The organism is Micromonospora sp. NPDC049047 (genome assembly GCF_040649135.1).
Lineage (GTDB): Bacteria > Actinomycetota > Actinomycetes > Mycobacteriales > Micromonosporaceae > Micromonospora.
This window is the reverse complement of sequence record NZ_JBEZEY010000017.1, coordinates 113,655-136,830: the sequence shown is the minus strand read 5'-3', so window position 1 is coordinate 136,830 and position 23,176 is coordinate 113,655. Positions and strand designations below refer to the sequence as shown.

Annotated in this window: 17 protein-coding genes, 1 tRNA gene and 1 pseudogene; 11 read left to right on the top strand and 8 right to left on the bottom strand. The window is 71.7% G+C overall.

Annotation, left to right across the window (positions count from 1 at the left end):
* Positions 1-58: 58 nt before the first annotated feature.
* The 4 genes from AB0B86_RS24370 to AB0B86_RS24355 form a co-directional block, all read right to left on the bottom strand.
* Positions 59-133 (bottom strand) — tRNA-Arg (locus AB0B86_RS24370).
* 92 nt (positions 134-225) lie between these two features.
* Positions 226-918: a winged helix-turn-helix domain-containing protein gene (locus tag AB0B86_RS24365; protein ID WP_357411171.1), complete on the bottom strand. Its 693-nt coding sequence runs from the start codon at positions 916-918 to the stop codon at positions 226-228.
* A gap of 1,066 nt (positions 919-1,984) precedes the next feature.
* Positions 1,985-2,656 carry a DUF305 domain-containing protein gene (locus AB0B86_RS24360; RefSeq protein ID WP_357419868.1) on the bottom strand — a complete coding sequence of 224 codons (672 nt, stop codon included), beginning with the start codon at positions 2,654-2,656 and terminating at the stop codon, positions 1,985-1,987.
* Positions 2,657-2,664: 8 nt separating this feature from the next.
* Positions 2,665-3,480 carry a DUF3105 domain-containing protein gene (locus tag AB0B86_RS24355; RefSeq protein ID WP_357419867.1) on the bottom strand — a complete coding sequence of 272 codons (816 nt, stop codon included), beginning with the start codon at positions 3,478-3,480 and terminating at the stop codon, positions 2,665-2,667.
* A 97-nt stretch (positions 3,481-3,577) separates the two neighbouring features.
* Here AB0B86_RS24355 and argS point away from each other — a divergent pair, with 97 nt between their 5' ends.
* The 9 genes from argS to rho all read left to right on the top strand — a co-directional run bounded on the left by argS (position 3,578) and on the right by rho (position 18,280).
* Positions 3,578-5,245, top strand: a complete 1,668-nt coding sequence (gene argS / locus AB0B86_RS24350; RefSeq protein ID WP_357411046.1) for an arginine--tRNA ligase — start codon at positions 3,578-3,580, stop codon at positions 5,243-5,245.
* Between the two features lies 1 nt (position 5,246).
* The gene (gene lysA, locus AB0B86_RS24345; protein WP_357411044.1) at positions 5,247-6,632 is read left to right on the top strand and encodes a diaminopimelate decarboxylase; all 1,386 of its coding nucleotides are present in this window, start codon (positions 5,247-5,249) and stop codon (positions 6,630-6,632) included.
* An 8-nt stretch (positions 6,633-6,640) separates the two neighbouring features.
* Positions 6,641-7,951 (top strand): homoserine dehydrogenase, encoded by a 1,311-nt coding sequence (locus AB0B86_RS24340; RefSeq protein WP_357411169.1) that lies wholly within the window; start codon positions 6,641-6,643, stop codon positions 7,949-7,951.
* Between the two features lie 142 nt (positions 7,952-8,093).
* Positions 8,094-9,143 (top strand): threonine synthase, encoded by a 1,050-nt coding sequence (thrC, locus tag AB0B86_RS24335; RefSeq protein ID WP_357411042.1) that lies wholly within the window; start codon positions 8,094-8,096, stop codon positions 9,141-9,143.
* A 141-nt stretch (positions 9,144-9,284) separates the two neighbouring features.
* The gene (locus AB0B86_RS24330; protein WP_357419866.1) at positions 9,285-12,563 is read left to right on the top strand and encodes an efflux RND transporter permease subunit; all 3,279 of its coding nucleotides are present in this window, start codon (positions 9,285-9,287) and stop codon (positions 12,561-12,563) included.
* Positions 12,564-12,721: 158 nt separating this feature from the next.
* Positions 12,722-13,540 carry a polysaccharide deacetylase family protein gene (locus AB0B86_RS24325; RefSeq protein WP_357419865.1) on the top strand — a complete coding sequence of 273 codons (819 nt, stop codon included), beginning with the start codon at positions 12,722-12,724 and terminating at the stop codon, positions 13,538-13,540.
* Between the two features lie 11 nt (positions 13,541-13,551).
* Entirely contained in the window at positions 13,552-14,796 is a 1,245-nt protein-coding gene (locus tag AB0B86_RS24320; RefSeq protein WP_357411036.1) for an MFS transporter, read from the top strand.
* 64 nt (positions 14,797-14,860) lie between these two features.
* Positions 14,861-15,805, top strand: a complete 945-nt coding sequence (gene thrB, locus AB0B86_RS24315) for a homoserine kinase (protein WP_357411034.1) — start codon at positions 14,861-14,863, stop codon at positions 15,803-15,805.
* A 300-nt stretch (positions 15,806-16,105) separates the two neighbouring features.
* Positions 16,106-18,280, top strand: a complete 2,175-nt coding sequence (rho, locus tag AB0B86_RS24310; protein ID WP_357419864.1) for a transcription termination factor Rho — start codon at positions 16,106-16,108, stop codon at positions 18,278-18,280.
* A 261-nt stretch (positions 18,281-18,541) separates the two neighbouring features.
* Here rho and AB0B86_RS24305 read toward each other — a convergent pair whose 3' ends face one another.
* Together AB0B86_RS24305 and AB0B86_RS24300 are read right to left on the bottom strand one after the other, a co-directional pair.
* A complete protein-coding gene (locus AB0B86_RS24305) occupies positions 18,542-18,931 on the bottom strand; it encodes a hypothetical protein (protein WP_357419863.1) in 390 nt (129 codons plus the stop codon).
* Between the two features lie 30 nt (positions 18,932-18,961).
* Positions 18,962-19,093 carry a hypothetical protein gene (locus AB0B86_RS24300; protein ID WP_357419862.1) on the bottom strand — a complete coding sequence of 44 codons (132 nt, stop codon included), beginning with the start codon at positions 19,091-19,093 and terminating at the stop codon, positions 18,962-18,964.
* A gap of 151 nt (positions 19,094-19,244) precedes the next feature.
* On the opposite strand from AB0B86_RS24300, the pseudogene AB0B86_RS24295 reads away from it, so the two are divergent.
* Positions 19,245-19,796 (top strand): annotated as a pseudogene (locus AB0B86_RS24295) (phosphodiester glycosidase family protein); the annotation flags it as partial.
* A gap of 204 nt (positions 19,797-20,000) precedes the next feature.
* Here the strand turns inward: AB0B86_RS24295 and AB0B86_RS24290 are convergent.
* Positions 20,001-20,123, bottom strand: a complete 123-nt coding sequence (locus AB0B86_RS24290) for a hypothetical protein (protein ID WP_357419861.1) — start codon at positions 20,121-20,123, stop codon at positions 20,001-20,003.
* 73 nt (positions 20,124-20,196) lie between these two features.
* Here AB0B86_RS24290 and AB0B86_RS24285 point away from each other — a divergent pair, with 73 nt between their 5' ends.
* Positions 20,197-22,050 carry a metallophosphoesterase gene (locus AB0B86_RS24285; protein WP_357419860.1) on the top strand — a complete coding sequence of 618 codons (1,854 nt, stop codon included), beginning with the start codon at positions 20,197-20,199 and terminating at the stop codon, positions 22,048-22,050.
* Here the strand turns inward: AB0B86_RS24285 and AB0B86_RS24280 are convergent.
* A complete protein-coding gene (locus AB0B86_RS24280) occupies positions 22,016-22,912 on the bottom strand; it encodes an AAA family ATPase (RefSeq protein WP_357411027.1) in 897 nt (298 codons plus the stop codon). The genes AB0B86_RS24285 and AB0B86_RS24280 overlap by 35 nt on opposite strands.
* Between the last annotated feature and the right edge of the window lie 264 nt (positions 22,913-23,176).

Here is a 23,176-nt window from a genome sequence, read left to right as displayed (position 1 = left end):
GAGTAAGGCCCCTGACCGGGTTTCCCCTGGTCAAGGGCCTTTTCGTGCTGGTCGTGGATGGTGCCCCCGGCAGGATTCGAACCTGCGCCCCCGCCTCCGGAGGGCGGTGCTCTATCCCCTGAGCTACGGGGGCTCAGCGACTGGAGAAGACTAGCAAACCTGCTCCGCGTACGCCGAATCGGTATCGGGTGAGCCGCTCGTGTCGGCAACCGGCCCACCCGGTGCTCAGGCCGCGACGACCCGCCCGCAGCTGGGCAGCGGGTGCAGGACGATGCGCCGGGGAAGCCGGCGTGGCCACTCGTTGCGCGGCCAGGAGCCGTCCACGATCAGATGCACGGTGCGCTGTTCCTCGCCGCTCAGCCGCAGCACGAAGTCGCGGGGGAGCGGCGGGTCCACGGTCGGTGTGGTGATCATGAAACGCACCCGGCCGCGGGACGAGACGGCGGAGATCACGTCCGCTGCCGGCATGGTGCCCCGCAGCCGGATCCGGCCGAGCCAGTAGACCTCCGCGAGGTGCTCCTGGGCGGCCCGGGTGATCGCCGGGTACTCGCTGCGGACCCAGCGTTCGACAGCGCTGACGCAGAGCCCACAGGCACGCTCGCGCGGCTCGCGCGGACCCAACCCCCAGGCCCGCAGGTACGCCCCGACCGTCCCGGAGTCCAACGGCAGATCAAACCGGCGCTGGATGAGCGTGGTGAGGCTCTGCCTCGTCCACAGCTCCTCGTCCAGGCCGAACTCGTCGGGGTGGACGCCCCGCAGCGTGTCGATCAGCTCGAGTTCCTGTTCGCGGCTGAGCATTCCCGGCTCGCTCTGCCGCTGTCCGCGACGGACGGCTGCCACCGCCCCGTCACCGCCGATGGTGTGGCGTCGGCACCAGCTGGTGACCGAACGCCGTGCGTCTCTGAGTGCAACCCCCACGTCTTGGGCAACGAGCACGAATCGCAACTGGTCACGATATGTGGGGAGAAAACTCTCTAAGCAACGTAATCGCCCGTGCCTCGCGAAACTCCCCAAAGGGACATAACCCCGCGTAAGGGGTGCCTGCTCGCCAGCGTGCACCTTGATCGACTCGGATTCATGAAAGTCGCGGGGTCTTGCTGGCGCGGACAGCGCATTTTCACGAAGGTCGAGTCGATCACGGCTGCGCAGGGCCGCGCGAGGCCCTGCGGGGCCTGCGGTCCTCGCGCCGCGGCCCGGCTTGGTGGTGTGGCCGGGCTTGCTGGTGTGGCCGGGCTTGCTGGTGTGGCCGGGCTTGCTGGTGTGGCCGGGCTTGGTGGTGTGGCCGGGCTTGGTGGTGTGGCCGGGCTTGCTGGTGTGGCCCGGCGGTTTCCGGTGCCCTGGTCAGTATGTGGGCGAGGTCTGTTGCGTGAGGGCCCACCTTGTTTCGGAGCCTGGCCCGCCCGGTCCGCCTGTTGCGGTCCGCTGGACTTCGCCGGTCGCATGATCGCGCTCGAACCTGGAATGTAGTGGCCTCCGCACTCATGGATACCACTCGATCCTGGATCGAGCGCGTTCTTGCGGCACTGAGGGTTCACCCGACGAGCAAGATCCGCGCAACATCGCGGATGCTGCTGTCTCGCGCGCGTCGGAGGCAGCAACATTGGGGAACTTGCGCAGATTTCGGGCGCGGGGTGCAGGGTGCGGAACGCGAGGTACGGGGCGTGGTGGGTTCGCGCTCTGATCGACTCGGGTTCCTGGAAGTTGCGGGGTCTTGTCTGTGGACGCCGTTTCCTGGAGGCCGAGCCCGATCACGGCACAGCGGGCTGGTCTGGTGGCTCGGCCTGGCGGCTTTGACCCTGGTGGCCTGGCGCGGCCTGGTGGTCCGGGTCGATGGGGCTGATGCGGCTGATGGGGCTGATGGGGCTGATGGGCCGACGGGGCCGGCGGGCCAGGGCGCGGGCGACTGTGGGGCGGGACATGGGGCGGGCCCGCGTCCGGCCGAGGTGTGGCGGTGACGCGGGCCCGGGGTGCCTGCTCCGGTCGGTCAGCCCTTGGCTGCCTGGGCCTGGAGTTGCCGGAGGTTGTTCAGCTCGCTCTGCTGGGTGTTCTTCATGGTCTGGGCCATCCGCACGACCTCGTCGTTGTCGGTCTCGTCGAGTGCCGCGTCGATCATGTGGATGCCGCCGAGGTGGTGGGCGTACATCAGGGTCAGGAACTGCCTGTCGACCTCGATGCCCTTGGCGTCGCGCAGGGTGGTCATCTGTTGCGGGGTGGCCATCCCCGGCATCAGACCGTCCTTGACGGTGGCTCCGTCGGACATCCACGACATGGGGGGCTTCGACCCGGTCGGGCTGAGGCCCCATTCGCGCAGCCAGGTCTGCATGGCACCGATCTCGCCCTGCTGGCCGGTGGCGATGTCGACGGCGATCTGCCGCACCTCGGGCAGGGTCGCCGAGCGGTACGCGATGAGGCTCATCTCCACCGCCTGCGCGTGGTGGGTCGTCATGTCCCGGGCGAAGCCCGCTTCGACGGACGCGTCACCGGGTCGGGTGAGCCGCGGGGTGAGCAGACCGCCCGCGTAGCCGAGGAGCAGCCCCACCACCACCATGACGGCGAGCGCCGGTACGCCGTAGCGCGACGCCGGGCGCCGGGCGTCCTCGTCCGGGACGGCCGAGGTGTCGTCGTACTCGCTGTCGGTGGTGGCGGGGGCGGTCATTGGCGTCCTTACTGCTGGGCCGGCTGCTGCTGCGGAAGCTCACGCGGCGTGGTGCCGGTGGCGGTGATCCCGGTGTTGCACAGCGCCGTCGGGCCCTCGACGGAGGCGTTCACCCGCAGGTCCTTGATGAAGTCGTCGATCCGCGAGTCGTCGGCGTTGTCGAGCTTGAGCTGGTAACCCCAGGCCTGCAGCGAGATCGGCTTGTCCAGACCCTCGTACGGGCTCATCAGCATCTTCTCGACGCCGCGCACCTTGCCGGCGAGCTTCTCGACCTGGTCCGCGGGCAGGTCGGGCCGGTAGGTGATCCACACGGCGCCGTGCTCCAGGCTGTGCACCGCGTGCTCGTTGGCGATCGGGGCGTCGTAGACGTCGCCCATGCAGTTCTGCCACGCGGCGTTGTGCACCCCGCCCACCGGCGGCGAGTAGTTCCAGGTCAGCGGGCCCGACTTGTGCGACTCGTACTTGAGGCTGTCGGGGTCGGACTTGCGGATGTTGGCGATGCCGTCGATGGCGTTGGCCCGCTTGTCCCACGGCTTGGAGCCCTGGAACGACGCCCAGGCGCCGTACCCGATGATGCCGGCCGCGAGCACGCCCACCGCGACGAAGAGCGCGATCGGGCCCCAGGCGCGGCCCTGGCTCACCTTGACCGGGGTGACCGGCTTGCGCGGGCCCTTGCCACCGGCCCGGGGGGAGCCAGCCGGCTTGCCCGTCGGCTTGCCGGAACCGGCCTTGGCGCCGGACGCAGGCCGGCCCGCTGCCGGCTTCTTGCCGGTGCTGACCACGGTCTGGCGGCGCTCAGGGCCACCCGGGGTGCTGATGCTCATCGTGCCTCGTCAAGTCGGTCGGTCAGGGGAGTGGCGGGCCGGTAGACGCGCAGGGGAGCCGCCGAGTGCCCGAGTCTACCCCCGATAACATGGTTGGGTGACTCCTGCAGAACTAGCCTCGGTCGTCCTTGCCGCCGCCCACGCCGTCTTCGAGCAGCGCGGGCTCGACCGCGCCGCGCTGCCGGCGAGCACTGTGGTGGAGCGACCGCGCAACCCCGAGCACGGCGACTACGCGTCGACGCTCGCGCTGCAGTTGAGCAAGAAGGTGGGCGTTCCGCCCCGGGAACTGGCGGGTGCCCTGGCCGACGAACTGGGCCGGGCAGCGGGTGTCAAATCGGTGGAAATCGCCGGGCCGGGCTTCCTGAACATCCGGCTCGACGCGGCCGCCGCCGGTCAGCTCGCCCGGGTGATCGTCGAGGCCGGCGCGAAGTACGGCCGCAGCGACCGGCTGGCCGGCGAGAAGATCAACCTGGAGTTCGTCTCGGCCAACCCGACCGGCCCGGTGCACATCGGCGGGGTCCGCTGGGCGGCCGTCGGTGACGCGCTGAGCCGGCTGCTGCGGGCCACCGGTGCCGACGTCGGCACGGAGTACTACTTCAACGACGCCGGTTCGCAGATCGACAGGTTCGCCAGGTCGCTGCTCGCCGCCGCCAAGGGTGAGGCCGCGCCGGAGGACGGCTACGGCGGGGCGTACATCGCCGAGATCGCCACCGAGGTGCAGGCCCGCCGGCCGGAGGTGCGCTCGCTCGACGACGACGCCGCCCAGGAGGTCTTCCGGGTCGAGGGCGTCGCGTTGATGTTCGACGAGATCCGCTCCTCGCTGCGCGACTTCGGGGTGGAGTTCGACACCTACTTCAACGAGAAGGACCTGCACGACCGGGGTGAGCTGGACCTCGCGTTGAACCGGCTGCGTCAGCAGGGGCACCTCTACGAGTCCGAGGGCGCGACCTGGCTGCGCACCACCGACTTCGGTGACGACAAGGACCGGGTGCTGCGCAAGTCCAACGGCGAGTGGACGTACTTCGCCGCGGACTGCGCCTACTACCTGGACAAGCGCGAGCGCGGCTTCGAGCGGGTCGTGATCATGCTGGGCGCCGACCACCACGGCTACATCGGCCGGATGAAGGCGATGGCCGCGTGCTTCGGCGACGACCCGGACCGCAACCTGGAGATCCTCATCGGGCAGCTGGTCAACCTGCTGCGCGACGGCGCCCCGATGCGGATGAGCAAGCGGGCCGGCACTGTCATCACCCTGGAGGACCTGGTCGAGGCGATCGGCGTGGACGCCTCCCGGTACGCGTTGGCCCGCTACTCCAGCGACTCGCCGATCGACATCGACATCGAGCTGTGGACCCGGGCGACCCGCGACAACCCGGTCTACTACGTGCAGTACGTGGCCGCCCGGACGGCGGGTGTGGCCCGTAACGCCGCCGAGGTGGGGCTGGTCCCGGGTGACGCCGACGCGTTCCGCCCCGAGCTGCTCGACCACGAGAAGGAGAACGAGCTGCTCAAGGCGCTCGCCGAGTTCCCCGCGGTGGTGGCCACGGCCGCCGAGTTGCGCGAGCCGCACCGGGTGGCCCGTTACCTGGAGGAGAGCGTCGCCGCCTCCTACCACCGCTTCTACGACAACTGCCGGGTGCTGCCGCTGGGCGACGAGAAGGTCACCGACCTGCACCGCGCCCGGCTGTGGCTCAACAACGCCACCCGCACGGTGATCGCCAACGGCCTGCACCTGCTCGGCGTCTCCGCTCCCGAGAGGATGTGACATGAGGGCTCATGAGGCGGGTGCGCTGCACGCGGACATCAGCAACCGGGGGCCGGCCTGGCTGCGTACCCCGGAGGACGTCAACGCCCTGCTGCCGACGCTGTGGCCGCGCAGCGTCACCCGCGGTGCGGACGGCGCGGTCGCCGTCGCGGGCCTGAGCGTCCGCGACATCGCGGCCGAGTTCGGCACCCCGGTGTACGTCCTGGACGAGGCCGACCTGCGCTCGCGCTGCCGCGACTTCCGGGCGGCCTTCCCGACCGAGGACATCTTCTACGCGGGTAAGGCGTTCCTCTGCCGCGCGGTGGTCCGGATGATCGCCGAGGAGGGCCTGCACCTGGACGTCTGCACCGGGGGTGAGCTGGCCACCGCGCTGTCGGCCGGGATGCCGCCGGAGCGGATCGGCTTCCACGGCAACAACAAGTCGGTAGCCGAGTTGGGCCGCGCGCTCGACGCCGGGGTCGGCCGGATCATCGTCGACTCGTTCACCGAGATCGACAGGCTCACCGCGCTGGCCCGCGAGCGCGGGGTCCGGCCCCGGGTGCTGGTCCGGGTCACTGTCGGCGTGGAGGCGCACACCCACGAGTTCATCGCCACCGCCCACGAGGACCAGAAGTTCGGCTTCTCCCTCGCTGGTGGTGCCGCGGCGACCGCCGCCTTCAAGATCCTCGACGAGGGTGTGCTGGAGCTGCGTGGCCTGCACTCGCACATCGGCTCGCAGATCTTCGACGCCAGCGGCTTCGAGGTCTCGGCCCGTCGGGTGCTCGCCCTCCAGGCGCAGATCCGCGACGCGCGCGGGGTGGAACTGCCCGAGCTGGACCTCGGCGGCGGCTTCGGCATCGCGTACACCACCCAGGACGACCCGGCCACCCCGCAGGACCTGGCCAAGCGACTGCGCAAGATCGTCGACTCGGAGTGCGCGGCGGAGAACCTGGCAGTGCCGCACCTGTCCATCGAGCCGGGCCGGGCCATCGTCGGGCCTGCCGTGTTCACCCTCTACGAGGTCGGCACGGTCAAGAACCTCGACGGCCTCCGGACGTACGTCAGCGTCGACGGCGGGATGAGCGACAACATCCGTACCGCGCTCTACGACGCCTCCTACTCGGCGACGCTCGCCTCGCGGGCCTCGGGCGCGCAGCCGTTGCTCGCCCGCGTGGTGGGAAAGCACTGTGAGTCCGGGGACATCGTGGTGAAGGATGAATTCCTGCCCGCCGACGTGCAGCCCGGAGATCTTGTCGCGGTGCCCGGCACCGGTGCGTACTGCCGGAGCATGGCCAGCAACTACAACCACGTGCCGCGTCCACCTGTGGTCGCGGTGCGCGACGGCCAGGCACGCCTGATCGTCCGGCGGGAAACCGAAGAGGACCTGCTCGCATTGGATGTTGGATGACGTCACCTGTGCGCTTGGCGCTGCTCGGCTGTGGCACGGTCGGCCAGGAGGTGGTCCGGCTGCTGCACGAGCAGTCGGCCGACCTGGCCGCCCGGATCGGCGCTCCGCTGGAGATCGCCGGCATCGCCGTGCGGCGACTCGGCCGCGACCGGGGTGACCTGCCGGTCGACGAGGACCTGTTCACCACAGACGCGCTCGGCCTGATCAAGCGCGACGACGTGGACGTGGTCATCGAGGTGGTCGGCGGCATCGAGCCGGCCCGGAGTTGGCTGGTCGAGGCGCTGCGGGCCGGCAAGAGCGTCGTCACCGCCAACAAGGCGCTGCTGGCCGAGGACGGCGTGGCCCTGCACGAGGCGGCCGCCGAGGGCGGCGGCGACCTCTACTACGAGGCGTCGGTGGCCGGGGCCATCCCGCTGCTGCGCCCGCTGCGGGAGTCGCTGCACGGGGACCGGATCAACCGGGTCACCGGCATCGTCAACGGCACCACCAACTTCATCCTCTCCGCGATGGACGCGACAGGTGCCGGGTTCGCCGAGGCCCTGGAGGAGGCCACCGCCCTGGGGTACGCGGAGGCCGACCCGACCGCCGACGTCGAGGGCTTCGACGCGGCGGCGAAGGCGGCGATCCTCGCCTCGCTGGCGTTCCACACCCGGGTCGGCGCCGCCGACGTGCACCGTGAGGGCATCACCGAGGTGACCGCCGCGGACATGGCCAGCGCCCAGGCGATGGGCTGCACGATCAAGCTGCTCTGCATCGCGGCCCGGGGCGTCGACAGCACCGGCCGGGAGACGGTGAGCGTCCGGGTGCACCCGGCGATGATCCCGCGCAGCCACCCGCTGGCCAGCGTGGGCGACGCGTTCAACGCGGTCTTCGTGGAGGCGGACGCCGCCGGGCAGCTGATGTTCTACGGCCGGGGCGCGGGTGGGGCGCCCACCGCCAGCGCGGTGCTCGGTGACGTGGTCGCGGTGTCCCGCAACCGGCTCGCCGGGGTGCGCGCGGCCAGCGAGAGCGCGTACGCGGACCTGTCGGTGCGGCCGATGGGTGAGGCGCTCACCCGCTACCACGTGAGCCTGGAGGTGGCCGACCGTCCGGGTGTGCTGGCCGCCGTGGCGAGCGTGTTCGCCCGCCACGACGTGTCGATCGCGACGGTGCGGCAGGGCTCCGCGGGTGGGGCGCCCGGCCGTGACGACGACGCCGAGTTGGTGATCGTCACCCACGTGGCACCGGACGCCGCGCTCGCCACGACCGTCAGCGAGCTGCGCGGCCTGGACATTGTCCGCTCCGTGACAAGTGTGCTGCGGGTCGAGGGCGGCGCCTGAGTCGTTGACCCCATCGATGGACGGGTTCGCGCGTCCCGCCAGGTGGGTAAGCCGGGGGTGTGCCGTTGACCACTCCGGCAGGTTGGTCCAAGGTGGCTCCCGATGCTCGGGTCGGTGCGGCGGTAGAGGCGAGGAGAGCGACATGTGGCGGGGTCTGATCGAGGCGTACCGGGATCGGCTGCCGGTCACCGCGGCCACGCCTGTCGTCACGCTGCACGAGGGGAACACCCCGCTGTTGCCCGCGCCGGTGCTGTCCGCCCGGATCGGGTGCGACGTGCACCTCAAGGTGGAGGGCGCCAACCCGACCGGCTCGTTCAAGGACCGGGGGATGACCCTGGCGGTGTCGAAGGCGGTCGAGGCCGGCAACAAGGCGATCATCTGCGCCTCCACCGGCAACACCAGCGCCTCCGCCGCCGCGTACGCGGCCCGCGCCGGGCTTACCTGCGCGGTGCTGGTGCCGCAGGGCAAGATCGCGTTGGGCAAGCTGGCCCAGGCGCTTGTGCACGGCGCGAAACTGCTCCAGGTCAGTGGCAACTTCGACGACTGCCTGTCGCTCGCCGCGAAGCTGGCTCAGGACCACCCGGTCGCGCTCGTCAACTCGGTGAACATCGACCGGCTGCACGGCCAGAAGACCGCCGCCTTCGAGATCGTCGAGGCGCTCGGTGACGCCCCCGACATCCACTGCCTGCCGGTCGGCAACGCCGGCAACATCTCCGCCTACTGGATGGGCTACGCCGAGGAGCGGGACGCCGGCACCACCACCCGGACGCCGAAGATGTACGGCTTCCAGGCCGCCGGGGCGGCCCCGATCGTGACCGGCCAGGTCGTGCCGGAGCCGTCGACGATCGCCACGGCGATCCGGATCGGCAACCCGGCGAGCTGGACCAAGGCGTTGGACGCCCGGGACACCTCCGGTGGCCTGATCGCCGCGGTGACCGACCGGGAGATCCTCTCCGCGTACCGGCTGCTCGCCCGCGAGGTGGGGGTCTTCGTGGAGTTGGGCAGCGCGGCCAGCGTGGCCGGCCTGCTCCAGCAGGCCGCGGCAGGCGCGGTGCCGGCCGGTTCGACGGTGGTGTGCACGGTGACCGGCCACGGCCTGAAGGACCCGGAGTGGGCGATTTCCACAGCCCCGGCGCCGCTCACCATCGCCAACGACCCGATGGCCGCGGCTCGCGCCCTCGACCTGGCCTGACTGCGCGCCGCCGGTCGCCCGCCTGGGGCGGGCCGGCGGTCGGCGTGGGACCGCGCCGGGGGCGGCGGGGGTTCCGGAGATCGAATCCGGCACACTTTCACGTATCCCCGCCCGCATCTCGTTCAGGAGTGAACCAGGCCGATGTCGCTGCTCGCCAGATTCAGCCTCGCCAACCGAGGGCTGATCGCCCTCATCGCGGTGGTGACCACGGTGTTCGGAGTGTTCGCCGTGCCGTCGCTGAAGCAGCAACTGCTGCCGTCGCTCGAGTTCCCGGCCGCGTTCATCGTGGCCCCCTACCCCGGTGCCGGCCCCGAGATCGTCGAGTCGCAGGTAACCGAGCCGATCGAGAATGCCCTCCAGGGCATCCCGGGCCTGGACAAGATCACCTCCACGTCCCGCGAGGGCTCGGCCACCGTCCAGGTGATGTACGAGTTCGGCACCGACCTGGACGACGTGGTCAACAAGATGCAGACCGCGCTGAGCCGGATCGACGCCCAACTGCCGGACAGCGTCGACCCGCAGGTCATCGCGGGCAGCACCGACGACCTGCCGGCGGTGGTGCTGGCCGCGACCGGCGCGGCGGACGAGCGGGCGCTCGCCGAGAAGCTCCAGGCGACAGTGGTGCCGGAGCTGGAGGGCATCGAGGGGGTACGCACTGTCGAGGTGACCGGCACCCGCGACGACGTCGTGGTGGTCACCCCGGACCCGGCGAAGCTTGCCGCGGCGCAGGTGCAGCCGACGGCGATCGGCGCGGCGCTGAAGACGAACGGTGTGACAGTGCCGGCCGGCGCGGTCACCGACGGCGGGCTGGCCCTGCCGGTGCAGGTGGGTACGCCGATCGCCAGCCTGGAGGACCTGCGCGGCATCGTGGTCACCCCGGGCCCGACACCGGTCCGCCTCGCTGATGTGGCGACTGTCGAGCAGCAGCTCGCGCCGGCCACCGCGATCACCCGCACCAACGGCAAGGACAGCCTCGGCATCGCGGTCACCGCCGCGCCGGACGGCAACGCCGTGCAGATCTCGCACGAGATCCGCGACCGGCTGGCCGACCTGAAGGACGCCTCCGGTGCGGAGCTGACAGTCGTCTTCGACCAGGCGCCGTTCGTCGAGAAGTCGATCGAGTCGCTGACCACCGAAGGCCTGCTCGGCCTGGTGATGGCGGTCATCGTCATCCTGGTCTTCCTGCTGTCGGTGCGCTCGACGGTGGTCACCGCGGTCTCCATCCCGCTGTCCGTGCTGGTGGCGCTCATCGCCCTGTGGATCGGCGACTACTCGCTCAACCTGCTCACCCTCGGCGCGTTGACGATCGCGGTCGGCCGGGTGGTGGACGACTCGATCGTGGTGTTGGAGAACATCAAACGACACCTGGAGTACGGCGAGGAGAAGCGGCACGCCATCGTCACCGGCGTCCGTGAGGTGGCCGGGGCGGTGACCGCGTCCACCCTCACCACGGTGGCGGTGTTCGCGCCGATCGCGTTGGTCGGCGGGTTCGTGGGCCAGCTCTTCGCACCGTTCGCGATCACCGTCACGGTGGCGCTGCTCGCCTCGCTGCTGGTGTCGCTGACCGTGATCCCGGTGCTCGCGTACTGGTTCCTGAAGCCGCGTGGCGGCACCGCTGACGACGAGGCGGTGCGGCGCGGCGCGGAGGAGAAGGAGCTGCGCAGCCCGTTGCAGCGGGCGTACCTGCCGGTGGTCGGGTTCGCCACCCGTAAGCGGTCGACCCGGTGGATCACCGTGGGGCTCGGCCTGCTGGTGCTCTTCGGCACCTTCGGGCTTTCCCAGAAGCTGGAGACCAACTTCCTGGACGACTCCGGCCAGGACACCCTCAACATGCGCCAGGAGCTGCCGGCCGGGAGTGGCCTGGCGGCCACCGACGCGGCGGCCAAGCAGGTCGAGTCGGTGTTGGCGGGCACGAAGGGCGTCGAGACGTACCAGGTGACCGCCGGTGCCGGGGACAACCCGTGGGCCGGTGGCGGCGGCAACAACGTCGCCAGTTGGTCGCTGGCGCTCAACGGTGACACCGACGCGAAGCAGATGCGTGAGGTGTTGCGCAAGGAGTTCGACAAGCTCGGCGCGGGTGCCGGCGAGATCAGCTTCGGTGGTGGGCAGGAGGCGTCGACGAGCCAGCTGGAGGTGATCGTCCAGGCCAGCGACCCGGAGGTGCTGACCCGGGCCGCCGAGGAGGCCCGGGCGGCGATGGCCGGTGTCCCGGACGTCGAGGACGTCTCCACCAGCCTGGCTGCGCGGGTGCCGCGGGTCGACGTGACTGTCGACCGGGCCGCCGCCGGCCGGGTCGGGCTCACCGAGGCCGCCGTGGGGCAGCTCGTGTCGCAGGCGTTCCGGGGAGCGCCGCTGGGTCAGGTCACGCTCGACGGTCAGCAGCAGAACGTGGTGTTGCGGCTGGGCTCGCAGCCACCGACGACGGTGGAGCAGCTGCGGGCGCTGCCGGTGGGTCCGGTCAAGCTCGACGACATCGCGGACGTCACCCAGGGCGAGGGGCCGCAGCAGGTCGCGCGGATCGACGGTGAGCGCAGCGTGTCGGTGACCGGTGCGGCGACCGGGTCGAACCTGGGCGCGACGAGCAAGGAGTTGCAGAAGCGGCTGGACGCCATCGACGTGCCGGGTGCGAGCTTCACTATCGGTGGCGTCAGCGCGGATCAGGCGGATGCCTTCGGTGATCTGGGCCTGGCGGTGCTGGTGGCCATCGCGATCGTCTTCCTGATCATGGTGGCCACGTTCCGCAGCCTCACCCAGGCGCTGATCCTGCTGATCTCCATCCCGTTCGCGTCGACAGGTGCGATCGGCCTGCTGCTGATCACCGGTACGCCGCTCGGTGTGCCCGCGCTGATCGGTGTGCTGATGCTTGTCGGCATCGTGGTGACGAACGCGATCGTGCTGCTCGACCTGATCAACCAGTACCGGGCGCAGGGCATGGGGGTTCGGGAGGCGGTGGTCGAGGGTGGCCGGCGTCGACTGCGCCCCATCCTGATGACCGCGGTGGCGACCATCTTCGCGCTGCTGCCGATGGCGTTCGGGTTGACCGGTGAGGGCGGCTTCATCTCGCAGCCGCTGGCGGTGGTGGTGATCGGCGGTCTGCTCAGCTCCACGCTGCTCACCCTGATCCTGGTGCCGACGCTCTACACGATGGTGGAGCACACCAAGGAGTCGCTGCGGGACCGTCGCGACCGGCGGCGCTCCGGCACGCCGGCGGTGACCGCGGCGGAGACGGACGAGGTGTCGGCCCCGAACCAGGTGGCGGTGCCGAGCAGCGCAGCCGCCCCGGCTACGGCCGACGGTGCGCAGCCGGCCCGACGCCCCGCTCCGTCGGCCGCGCTGGTGGAGGGGACGGACCAGTTCGAGGTGCTGCGGCTGCCCCGTAGCCGCACCTCGCCGCTGCCCCCGTCGGAGCCGACCGAGTAGATCGGACCGCGATGCGGAAACGCCCCCGGCAGGGTTCTGCCGGGGGCGTTCCATGTGTACCTGCCGAAACACTCCGATCCGACCAGACACACACTTTGTGTAACTTCTTGCATACTCCTCGTAGATGGATGAGGTGCGGGTGACGCAAGGGTGGTCGGATGGTCGAGGGCACGCGAGGGTGGGGGCGGCGCGATGTGTTCCGCCGTGGACTGCTGATCGTCGGCGGGGTGGCCATCGGCGGCGGCGCGTCCGAGGCCTGGCAGAGCACGCAGCGTCGGCTGCCGATCGCCGGCGGCCCCGCCAGCGCCACCCTCGGCAGTGGCCAGCAGGATGTCGGCGCCGGCACTGTCGACGTGTTCTGGTCGGGACGGACCAGCAGCCGTCTGGTGGCCCTCACCTTCGACGACGGGCCCGCACCACAGTGGACCCCGATGGTGCTCGACACCCTGGCCCAGCACCAGGTCCCGGCCACCTTCTTCATGGTCGGCGCGCAGGTCCGCCGGCACGGCGACGTCGTCCGCGGCCGGCTCGCGGGGCACGAGGTAGGAAACCACAGCTGGGAGCACCGGGACCTGGCCGAGCTGGACGCCGCCGAGGCGTACGACGACCTGCGCCGCAGCCACGACGCGATAGCCGAGGTGACCGGGACGCAGCCCACGCTGCTACGCCCGCCGTACGGTCACCTGGGCGGCGCGGTGCTGCACGCGGCGGCCCGGCTGGACTACCGGCTGGTGCTCTGGTCGCTGCAGATGGTGGAGCGTGAGTTTCCCGACGATCCGGCCGGCCACGCCCGGCGGATCGTGGCTGAGGTTCGACCGGGAACGATAGTGCTCGGCCACGACGTGGGGGCGCATCGACGGCTGGTCGCGCTGCGGGGCCTGACGGATATGATCAACGGGTTACGGTCGCGGGGTTACACCTTCGTCACGGTTTCGGCGCTGCTGAGAGCGAGCGTGACCCCGGCCCCGACCAGGTAAGGTCCCGCTCCGTGGCGTCCACCCTCTCGGTCCTCACCGGCAATCGGAGCTTCCGCAATCTCTTCCTGGCCGAACTGGTGGTCTTCGGTGCCGACTGGTTCGTCATGGTGCCGCTGCTGGTGCTGTTGCCGCAGTTGACCGGCAGCGGGGTCTGGGGCGCGCTGGTGTTGGCGGTGGACACCGGCATCGTGGCGCTGCTGCTGCCGTACACCGGCACGATCGCCGACCGCTTCGACCGCCGGAAGGTCATGATCGCGTCCAACGTGGCCGCGCTGGCGGGCGTGTTGCTGCTGCTCGGGGTGCGGGGCGCCAGCACGGCGTGGCTGGCGCTCGTCGCGATCGGGGTGGTCGCGGTGGCCAAGGCGTTCTACTCGCCGGCCGCCCAGGCCGCGCTGCCCAACGTGCTGGAGCCGCACGAACTGGCCGCCGGTAACGCGGTCGCCGGCTCGGCCTGGGGCACCATGACCGTCGTCGGTGCCTCGCTCGGTGGCGTACTCAGCACCGCTGCCGGCCCGTACGCCTGCTTCTGGGTGGCGGCGGTGGGCCTGGCGCTGGCCGCGGGCCTCGCCACCCGGATCCGCCGGCCGTTGCAGGCGCCACGGGACACCGACCAACCGGCCCAGCGGACCTGGGCCGCGGTCCGTGAGGCGCTCGGCTACATCGGCCACCGCCCCCGGGTGCTCGCGCTGGTCACCGTGAAATCGGCGGTGGGCCTGGGCAACGGTGTGCTCACCGTGTTCCCGTTGCTGGCCGGCGTGTACGGCGTCGGCCCGCTCGGCGCCGGCCTGCTCTTCGCGGTGCGCGGTGCCGGTGCGTTGGTGGGGCCGATCCTGATGCGTCGGGTGCTCACCAACCGGGCCTGGCTGCTGCCCGGGCTCGCGCTGTCGATGTCGCTCTACGGGCTGTCCTATCTGGGCACATCTGTGGTCCGCTGGTTTCCGCTGGTGCTGCTGTTGGTCTTCGTGGCGCACTTCGCCGGCGGCAGCAACTGGGTGATGTCGAACTTCGCCCTCCAGGGCGAGGTCCCGGACCGGTTGCGGGGGCGGGTCTTCGCCACCGACATGATGCTCGCGACGCTGGCCATCTCGATCAGTCAGCTGGCGGTCGCCCTGGTCGTGGACGTGGTGGACGAACGGGTAGTGCTCGCCGGCTGCGGTTTGATCACGCTCGTGTACGCGGTCGGCTGGCGGATCGCCACCCGACGGCTCACGCTCAGCGATCCGGTCGCGGAGCCGGTCCCGGACCCGGCCGGCTGAGTCTGCTGATCCCAGGCTGCGGGCAGCGGACCGGATAGTCGGTGCCGAGCCCTAGCATGAGCGCGTGCCGACGAACTTCACCGCCGGGCCGGTCCGTGTCCGGGTCCCCGCGACAAGCGCCAATCTGGGCCCGGGCTTCGACGCGTTGGGTCTCGCCCTCGGGCTGCACGACGACGTGTCCGCCGAGGTCGCGCCGGGTCGGGTCCGGGTGGCGGTGACCGGGCAGGGTGCCGGTGAGCTGCCGGACGACGACCAGCACCTGGTGGTGCGGGCGATGCGGGCCGCGTTCGACGTGCTCGGTGCCCACCCGGAGGGCCTGCGCGTCGAGTGCGTCAACCGGATCCCGCAGGCGCGCGGGCTGGGCTCCTCGTCCGCCGCGATCGTCGCCGGCGTGCTGTTGGCCCGTGCCCTGGTCACCGACGGGGAGCACCGGCTGGACGACCCGGCCGTGCTCCGGCTGGCCGCCGAGATCGAGGGCCATCCCGACAACGTCGCGCCGTGTCTGCTCGGCGGCTTCACCGTGGCCTGGTCCGAGCCGACCGGGGCGCGGGCGGTTTCCCTGCCGGTCGCCGACGGGGTGCGGCCCACTGTTTTCGTCCCGGCGGAGCGGGGGTTGACCGCCGCCGCCCGGGCCGCGTTGCCGGCCACCGTGCCGCACGGCGACGCCGCGTTTACCGCCGGGCGGGCGGCCCTGCTGGTGCACGCGCTCACCACCGAGCCGGGGTTGCTGCTGCCGGCGACCGTCGACCGACTCCACCAGGATTACCGCTCATCCGGGATGCCAGGCACAATTGCGCTGGTCAGGGCGTTGCGAGCGGCTGGTGTGGCGGCTGTGGTCAGTGGGGCAGGCCCCACCGTGCTGGCGTTCGGCGAGCCTCCGGCGCGCTTCCCGGTGGGAACAGACTGGGAGATCTGGCAGTTACCGATAGACGTCAGCGGCGCGCGGGTTGCTCGGGGTAGACTTGGACACGCCGAGCGGGACCCTGTTGCCGCAGGTCGGAAGAGTTGATTACGCTCTAGACCTAGCACAGCCGCGAAGCACGCGATCTCCTGCGAGGCGGCGCACCCCCGGAAGCTCTCGGCGGTCAGCCCGTCACACCCCTGCCAAAGGCCCACGCCGCACCGCAGATTCCACAGGTCGCCGCAGACGGCGAGACCTGCTCACCGACGTTGGTGAGTCGGGATACCGACCGGCTGCTGTGTCACAGACTCCCGCGACGCGTCCTTGCGAGGCGGGTGCACCGAGGCCGCCCGGCCACCTGAGTTCCGACTCCGGGCAGTCCCGGCCTTTATCGAGGGAAGGAATCCATTGAGCGACACCACCGACGTGACGTCGGATGTTTCCAACGTCGCTGGCGATGCCACCGCCGCCGCTCCCGCCCGTCGTCGGCGTAGCGGCACCGGTCTGTCGGCGATGCTGCTGCCAGAGCTGCAGAGCCTGGCTGCGTCGCTCGGCATCTCCGGCACGGCTCGCATGCGCAAGGGCGAGCTGATCGCCGCGATCTCCGAGCGGCAGGGCGGCAACGCCGCCGGGACCCCTCGACCGCGTGCCGAAGTCGCGGCCGCGGCCGCCCCGACCCGGGAGGGGGTGCGCGCCGAGGTGCGGGAGACCGCCGACCGGCCGGCCGCCGAAGGGCGCGGCGCCGAGCCGGCATCGGCCGAACCAGCCACCGAAACCGAGGGTCGTGGTCGCACCCGGCGGAGCCGGGCCGCAGCAGCGGAGACGCGTCCGACCGAGGCGCGTTCGACCGAAGCGGCACGTTCGAGCGAGCCGGCACGTTCGACCGAGCCGCGTAGCGACGAGGCCGAAGCCGGCGAGCGGGCCGACCGTGCCGAGAACCGCCGCGAGCGGGCCGAGCGCACCGAGCGGGCCGAGCGTCCGGATCGGGTCGAGCGGGCCGAGCGGGCCGACCGTCCGGAGCGGGCCGAGCGGGCCGACCGTCCGGAGCGGGCCGAGCGGGCCGAGCGGGCCGAGCGCACCGAGCGCGCGGACCGGGGCGAGCGTTCCGACCGGGCCGAGCGGAACGACCGCGGTGAGCGGAACGACCGCGGTGAGCGGAACGACCGCGGTGAGCGGGCCGAGCGCGGCGAGCGCGGCGAGCGGAACGAGCGCACGGAGCGCTCCGACCGGGGCGATCGCAATGATCGCAACGACCGGGGCGACCGGGGCGACCGCAACGATCGTGGTCAGCGTGCCGAGCGGGACAACGACGACGACGACGGCGAGGGCGGCGGCCGGCGCGGCCGGCGCAGCCGGTTCCGGGACCGTCGTCGCGGCCGCGGCGAGCGCACCGAGACCGGCACCGACACCGGTGGGCGTGAGCCGCAGGTAAGCGAGGACGACGTGCTCGTCCCGGTGGCCGGCATCATCGACGTGCTCGACAACTACGCCTTCGTGCGGACCACCGGCTACCTGGCCGGCCCGAACGACGTGTACGTCTCGATGTCCCAGATCAAGAAGTACGGCCTGCGCCGCGGTGACGCGATCACCGGTGCGGTGCGGGCGGCCCGCGAGGGCGGCAACAGCGGTGACCAGCGGCGCGACAAGTACAACCCGTTGATGCGGCTGGACACGATCAACGGGATGGAGCCGGAGGAGGCCCGGCGTCGTCCGGAGTTCTACAAGCTCACTCCGCTCTACCCGCAGGAGCGCCTGCGGCTGGAGACCGAGCCGCACATCCTGACCACCCGGGTCATCGACCTGGTCATGCCGATCGGCAAGGGCCAACGGGCACTCATCCAGTCGCCGCCGAAGGCGGGTAAGACGATGGTGCTGCAGGCGATCGCGAACGCGATCACCCGCAACAACCCGGAGTGCCACCTGATGGTCGTGCTTGTCGACGAGCGGCCCGAAGAGGTCACCGACATGCAGCGGTCGATCAAGGGCGAGGTCATCGCGGCCACGTTCGACCGTCCGCCGCAGGACCACACCACGGTTGCCGAGCTGGCGATCGAGCGGGCCAAGCGCCTGGTCGAGCTGGGGCACGACGTGGTCGTGCTTCTCGACTCGGTGACCCGGCTCGGTCGGTCGTACAACCTGGCGGCGCCGGCCAGCGGCCGGATCATGTCGGGTGGTATCGACTCCACCGCGCTCTACCCGCCGAAGCGCTTCCTCGGCGCGGCCCGCAACATCGAGAACGGCGGGTCGCTGACCATCATCGCCACGGCGCTTGTGGAGACCGGGTCGATGGCGGACACGGTCATCTTCGAGGAGTTCAAGGGCACCGGTAACGCGGAGCTGAAGCTGGACCGGAAGATCGCCGACAAGCGGACCTTCCCGGCCATCGACATCAACCCGTCCGGCACCCGTAAGGAAGAGGTCCTGCTCGCACCCGAGGAGCTGGCCATCATCCACAAGCTCCGCAAGGTGCTGCACTCGCTGGACTCGCAGGCGGCGATGGACCTCCTGCTGGACCGGCTCAAGCAGTCCCGCACCAACATCGAGTTCCTGATGCAGATCGCGAAGTCGACGCCGGGGGAGTGACCCTCCCCGGGTGAGGCATGACGAAGGGGCGCGGCCGCAACGGCCGCGCCCCTTCGTCATGTCCGTCCAACGCCCTTTGCTCTGCTTCAACCGGCGCAACACTCCGGGCCGCTTCGTGTTGCTTCCGTTGAAGCAGAGCAAAGGGGGATCGGGAGGCATGGTCGACCCTGTGTGCACGCCACCAGCGGTGCTCCAGCGGCGGCCGGAGCAGCCGAGTTTGGTGGAATTTTCCTTCGGTTCAGTCGATAGGTCTTGAAACTTCTATTCACTGCCGGGTTGACTGTCGTCCATGCGTACCCGCAGACGATCCGCCCGTCGCACCGGCGTCCTGCTGCTGACACCGCTGCTCGCCCTGGCCGTGTCGCCACCGGCCACAGCCGCGCCCGCGGCCCCACCCACCGTCGCCGCGCCGTCCCTGACCACGGAAACCATCGCGGAGGACGCGCCGCGCGCGTCGTCCGGGCCGGCCAGCGCGGTCAGCCTGGCCGCCGACCCGGCAGCCGCGACCGCAGCGGCAGCCGCCGCCGGCGGGCTGGAGCCGGCCGGTGGCCTGGACACCACGAAGGTCACCCGGCCGGTCGCGCCGGGCGTGCAGCTCACCTCCTTCGACAGGTACGACGCCGACGGCTGGCTGCGCGCCGACGCGCTCACCACCGACCTCGCCGGCGGGTCGACTGTCGACTACGTCAACTCCGGCGCGGTCAGCCGGGCCGAGCCGCTGCGCGGGGCGGTGGACGACTCGCGGGCGGTCGCCGCGGTCAACGGCGACTTCTTCGACATCAACAACTCGGGGGCCGCGCAGGGCGTCGGCATCCGCGACGGCAAGCTGATCCAGTCGGCGGTCGACGGTCACCGCAACGCCGTGGCGGTGACCGCCACCGGGATCGGTCGGGTGGTCGAGGTGAACTTCGACGGCAGCGCCACCCTGCCCACCGGGCCGGTGGCGTTGACCCAGTTCAACAACATGGTGCAGGCCGACGGCATCGGCGCGTTCACCGAGCTGTGGGGGACGTACTCCCGCCAGCGTGCCGTGGAGGGCGCGGCCCGGGTGGTCGAGGTGACAGTGACCGGCGGCCGGGTGGCGGCGGTGGCCGGCGTGGCCGGCAGCGGCCCGGTCGTGGCCGGCAGCACGGTGCTGCTCGGCCGCGACGCCGGCGCGGACGCACTGGCCGGGCTGCACGTCGGTGACCCGGTCTCGGTGACCTGGCGGCCGAAGTCGTCAGACGGGAACGACCTGCACGCGGCGGTCGGCGGCGGCAACGTCCTGGTCCGCGACGGCGTCGTGCAGAGCATCGCCGATGCGACCCTCGCCCCGCGTACCGCGGTCGGCTTCAGCGCCGACGGGCAAAAAATGATCATGCTGACGGTGGACGGTCGGCAGGTCGACAGCCGCGGCGTGACGCAGACCGAGATGGGCCGGATGATGGCCGAATTGGGTGCCCGAGACGCGCTCAACCTCGACGGTGGCGGCTCGTCCACGCTGCTGGCCCGGGAGCCGGGCGCCACGGCCGTGCAGGTGGAGAACGGCCCCTCCGACGGCAGCGAACGGGCGGTGCCCAACGGCCTGGCCATCTACGCGCCCAGGGGCAGCGGCCGGCTCACCGGCTACTGGGTCGAGACGGCCAGCGACCCCACCGCCGCCCCGGGCGTCTCCCCGGTGCGCGGCGGCCGGGCCCGACCGGGTCTTCCCCGGACTGACCCGCACCCTCACCGCGGCCGGCTACGACGAGACGTACGGCCCGGCGGCGGGTACGCCCACCTGGCGGGCGACCCCGGCGGTACGCGGCCGCGTCGACCGCGACGGGGTCTTCCACGCCGGCACGCCGGGAACCAGCACGGTCACCGCCGCACGGGGGCGGGCGACCGGCTCGCTGGGCCTGACCGTCCTGGGCCCGCTGACCCGGCTCGGCGCCACGGTGCCACGGGTCGGGCTGACCGGCCGGGACGGCAACGCCCTGGTCGGAGTGGTCGGCTACGACGCCGAGGGCAACACCGCGCCGATCGAGCCGGCGGACCTCGCAGTCGACTACGACCACGACCTGCTGCGGATCACCCCGAACCGGGACGGCAACCTCACCGTCACCGCGCTGCGCGACACCGGCTCCGCAGTGGTGACCGTCCGTGTCGGACGGACGAGCACGGTCCTGCCGGTCACTGTCGGGCTGACCGACGTGCCGGTCGCCGGCTTCGACGACGCGGCGTCCTGGCGGTTCAGCCAGGCCCGCGCCAGCGGCTCGGTAGCGCCGGCGCCGGGTCACACCGGCACCGGCCTGAAGATGTCGTACGACTTCAGCCAGTCCACCGGCACCCGGGCCGCGTACGCCGACCCGCCCGCCTGGATCGAGGTGCCCGGCCAGCCGCAGGCCTTCGGCATGTGGATCCACGGCAACGGCACCGGGGAGTGGCCGAGCCTGCACCTGCACGACGCCCAGGACACCCAGCACGTGCTGCGCGGCCCGCTGATCACCTGGACCGGCTGGCGGTACGTGGAGTTCGCGGTGCCGGCCGGGGTGCAGTACCCGGTACGGGTGCGCCGCTTCTACGTGGCCGAGACCAACGCCGCCGCGCAGTACACCAGCGAAGTGATCATCGATGACCTGGTGGCGAAGGTGCCGCCGACGGTCGACGTGCCGGCGGTGGCCCCGCGTACCGACCGGGTGGTGGTCCGCGACGGCACTGTGGACGGTGCCCCCTGGCGGTTCGCGGTGCTCTCCGACGCCCAGTTCGTCGCCGCCGACCCGGACAGCGACCTGGTCGCCCAGGCCCGGCGGACGCTGCGCGAGGTGAAGGCCGCCCGGCCGGACTTCCTGCTGATCAACGGTGACTTCGTGGACACTGCCTATCCGGCCGACTTCGCGCTGGCCCGGCGCATCCTCGACGAGGAGCTCGGCGACGCGCTGCCCTGGTACTACGTCCCCGGCAACCACGAGATAATGGGCGCCCCGATCAGCAACTTCGCTGCCGCGTTCGGCGCCACCTCACGGGTGTTCGACCACGCCGGCACCCGGTTCGTCACGCTGAACTCGTCCACCGGGACGCTGCGGGGTGGCGGGTTCGACCAGGTGCGGATGCTGCGCGAGACGCTGGACGCGGCGGCCACCGACAGGCGCGTCGGCTCGGTCGTCGTCCTGCACCACCACCCGGCGCGGGATCCGAGCCCGGCGCAGGCCAGCCAGCTCGGTGACCGCAAGGAGGCGGCGCTGCTGGAACAGTGGCTGGCCGACTTCCAGCACCGCACCGGCAAGGGTGCGCTGTTCGTGGGCGGGCACGTCGGCACCTTCCACGCCGACCGGGTCGACGGGGTGCCGTACGTGATCAACGGCAACTCGGGCAAGACGCCGTCGACCCCCGCCGACCAGGGCGGCTTCACGGGCTGGACGGAGTTCGGTGTGGACCCGGTGACACCGGCCGAGGCCGACCGGGCCCGTCGTGACCCGCTCGCCGAGGGGCCACGCTGGGTGGACGCGGAGTTCCACGCCCACACCGACCGGCTCGCGCTGAACGCCCCGGCCAGCGTGGCGGTCGGCACCCCGGCTACGGTCACCGCCACGCTCACCCAGCCCGGCGGGCGCACGGTCCCGGTCGCCGCACCGGTGAGCGCCGACTGGTCCGCCTCGCCCGGGGTGCACATCGGCGGGGCGGCCGGGGTGCGCCAGTGGCACACCGCCCGATTCGACCCGGCCACCGGCACCCTGACGGCCCCCCGCACGCGCCAGGGGGCCGTCCGGACGTACCTCAGAAGTCGCCCTCGGCCACCTGGAACACGGTGAGCCCGAGGGCCCGCCACATCTGGACCACCTGGACCCGGTCGTCGAAGACGCCGGCCACCCGGTACCGGTCCCGGATCTCCCGGTCGTAGATCTCCCGCTTCACCATCGAGTCCTTCCGAGAGTCGCCGACGGCCCGCAGGTGCAGGCCGAGGTAGGGCACCCGGACGTGCCGGGCCAGCCATTCCTCGGTGGCCTCCCGCGCGGAGGCGTCCCGCCCGGAGCAGAAGACCACCCCGTACCCGGCCGCGTGCATCGCCCGGACCGCCGCGATCACCGCAGCGTTCGGCTCGTCCTCGCCCACCCGGGTCATGTCGTACGGGCTGCGGGACACGGCCAACGCGACGGTGCCGTCGATGTCCACCAGGACGATCTCGGTTGGCTCGGTCGACGGCGGGTGCACGGCGGCGGGGCGTCCGGTGCGGGCCGTCGGCACCGGCAACGGCAGGGCGCGCCCCGCAAGGTACCGCTCGTGCAGCCGGCGGATCGCGTCCGCGCCGACCTGGTCGGCCTCCGGACGGGCGGCGTCGCGGCGCAGGCACTCGTCAAGGGGTACGTCGGTGAAGTCGTGCACCTCGAAGTCGGCGCCGTGCCGGGCGGCCAGCTCAGCCCAGTCGCGCAGGGTCCGCGAGCGCAAATTGGTGTCGTCCACACAGACGTCCGCCCGGGCCCGCAGCAACGCCTCGACCTGGGCCCGCTGGACGACTGTCACCTGGGCCTCGGCCCACTGGGTGAAGAGCCGCGCACCGTGCAGCATCCGACGCAGGTCGTCCCGGTTGACCCGGACCACCGACGGCTGGAGTGTGCTGGCGAAGGTCGTCTTGCCCGAGGCGGGCAGTCCCCGGGTGGCGATCAGGCGGGTCATCGGCACCTCTGCGGCGGCTGGGGCGTACCCCCGGCGGGGTACGCGGCGACGGCCCGCCGGGTGGGCGAATGCCTCGCCGGACGGCGGGAATGCGGAGGAGGGAGCACGTGTTGACGATGCCGGACGAGGTGTGCCGCCCGATTACCGGGTCGGTTCAGGCCCATGGCACACTGGTCAATCGGCCACCGGTTCCGGTTCACGCCCGAGCCCGTCGTGTACGGCGCGACGAGCGATGACGGCGACCCGGCGACCACCAACGAGAGG

Excerpts from the sequence above, each read along its gene's own strand:
- AB0B86_RS24325 (WP_357419865.1), top strand. The coding sequence starts at position 12,722 with ATGGTCGAGGGCACGCGAGGGTGGGGGCGGCGCGATGTGTTCCGCCGT.
- AB0B86_RS24360 (WP_357419868.1), bottom strand. The coding sequence starts at position 2,656 with ATGACCGCCCCCGCCACCACCGACAGCGAGTACGACGACACCTCGGCC.
- AB0B86_RS24355 (WP_357419867.1), bottom strand. The coding sequence starts at position 3,480 with ATGAGCATCAGCACCCCGGGTGGCCCTGAGCGCCGCCAGACCGTGGTC.
- thrC (WP_357411042.1), top strand. The coding sequence starts at position 8,094 with ATGTGGCGGGGTCTGATCGAGGCGTACCGGGATCGGCTGCCGGTCACC.
- AB0B86_RS24280 (WP_357411027.1), bottom strand. The coding sequence starts at position 22,912 with ATGACCCGCCTGATCGCCACCCGGGGACTGCCCGCCTCGGGCAAGACG.
- AB0B86_RS24330 (WP_357419866.1), top strand. The coding sequence starts at position 9,285 with ATGTCGCTGCTCGCCAGATTCAGCCTCGCCAACCGAGGGCTGATCGCC.
- lysA (WP_357411044.1), top strand. The coding sequence starts at position 5,247 with ATGAGGGCTCATGAGGCGGGTGCGCTGCACGCGGACATCAGCAACCGG.
- AB0B86_RS24300 (WP_357419862.1), bottom strand. The coding sequence starts at position 19,093 with ATGCCGACGCCCTGCGCGGCCCCCGAGTTGTTGATGTCGAAGAAGTCG.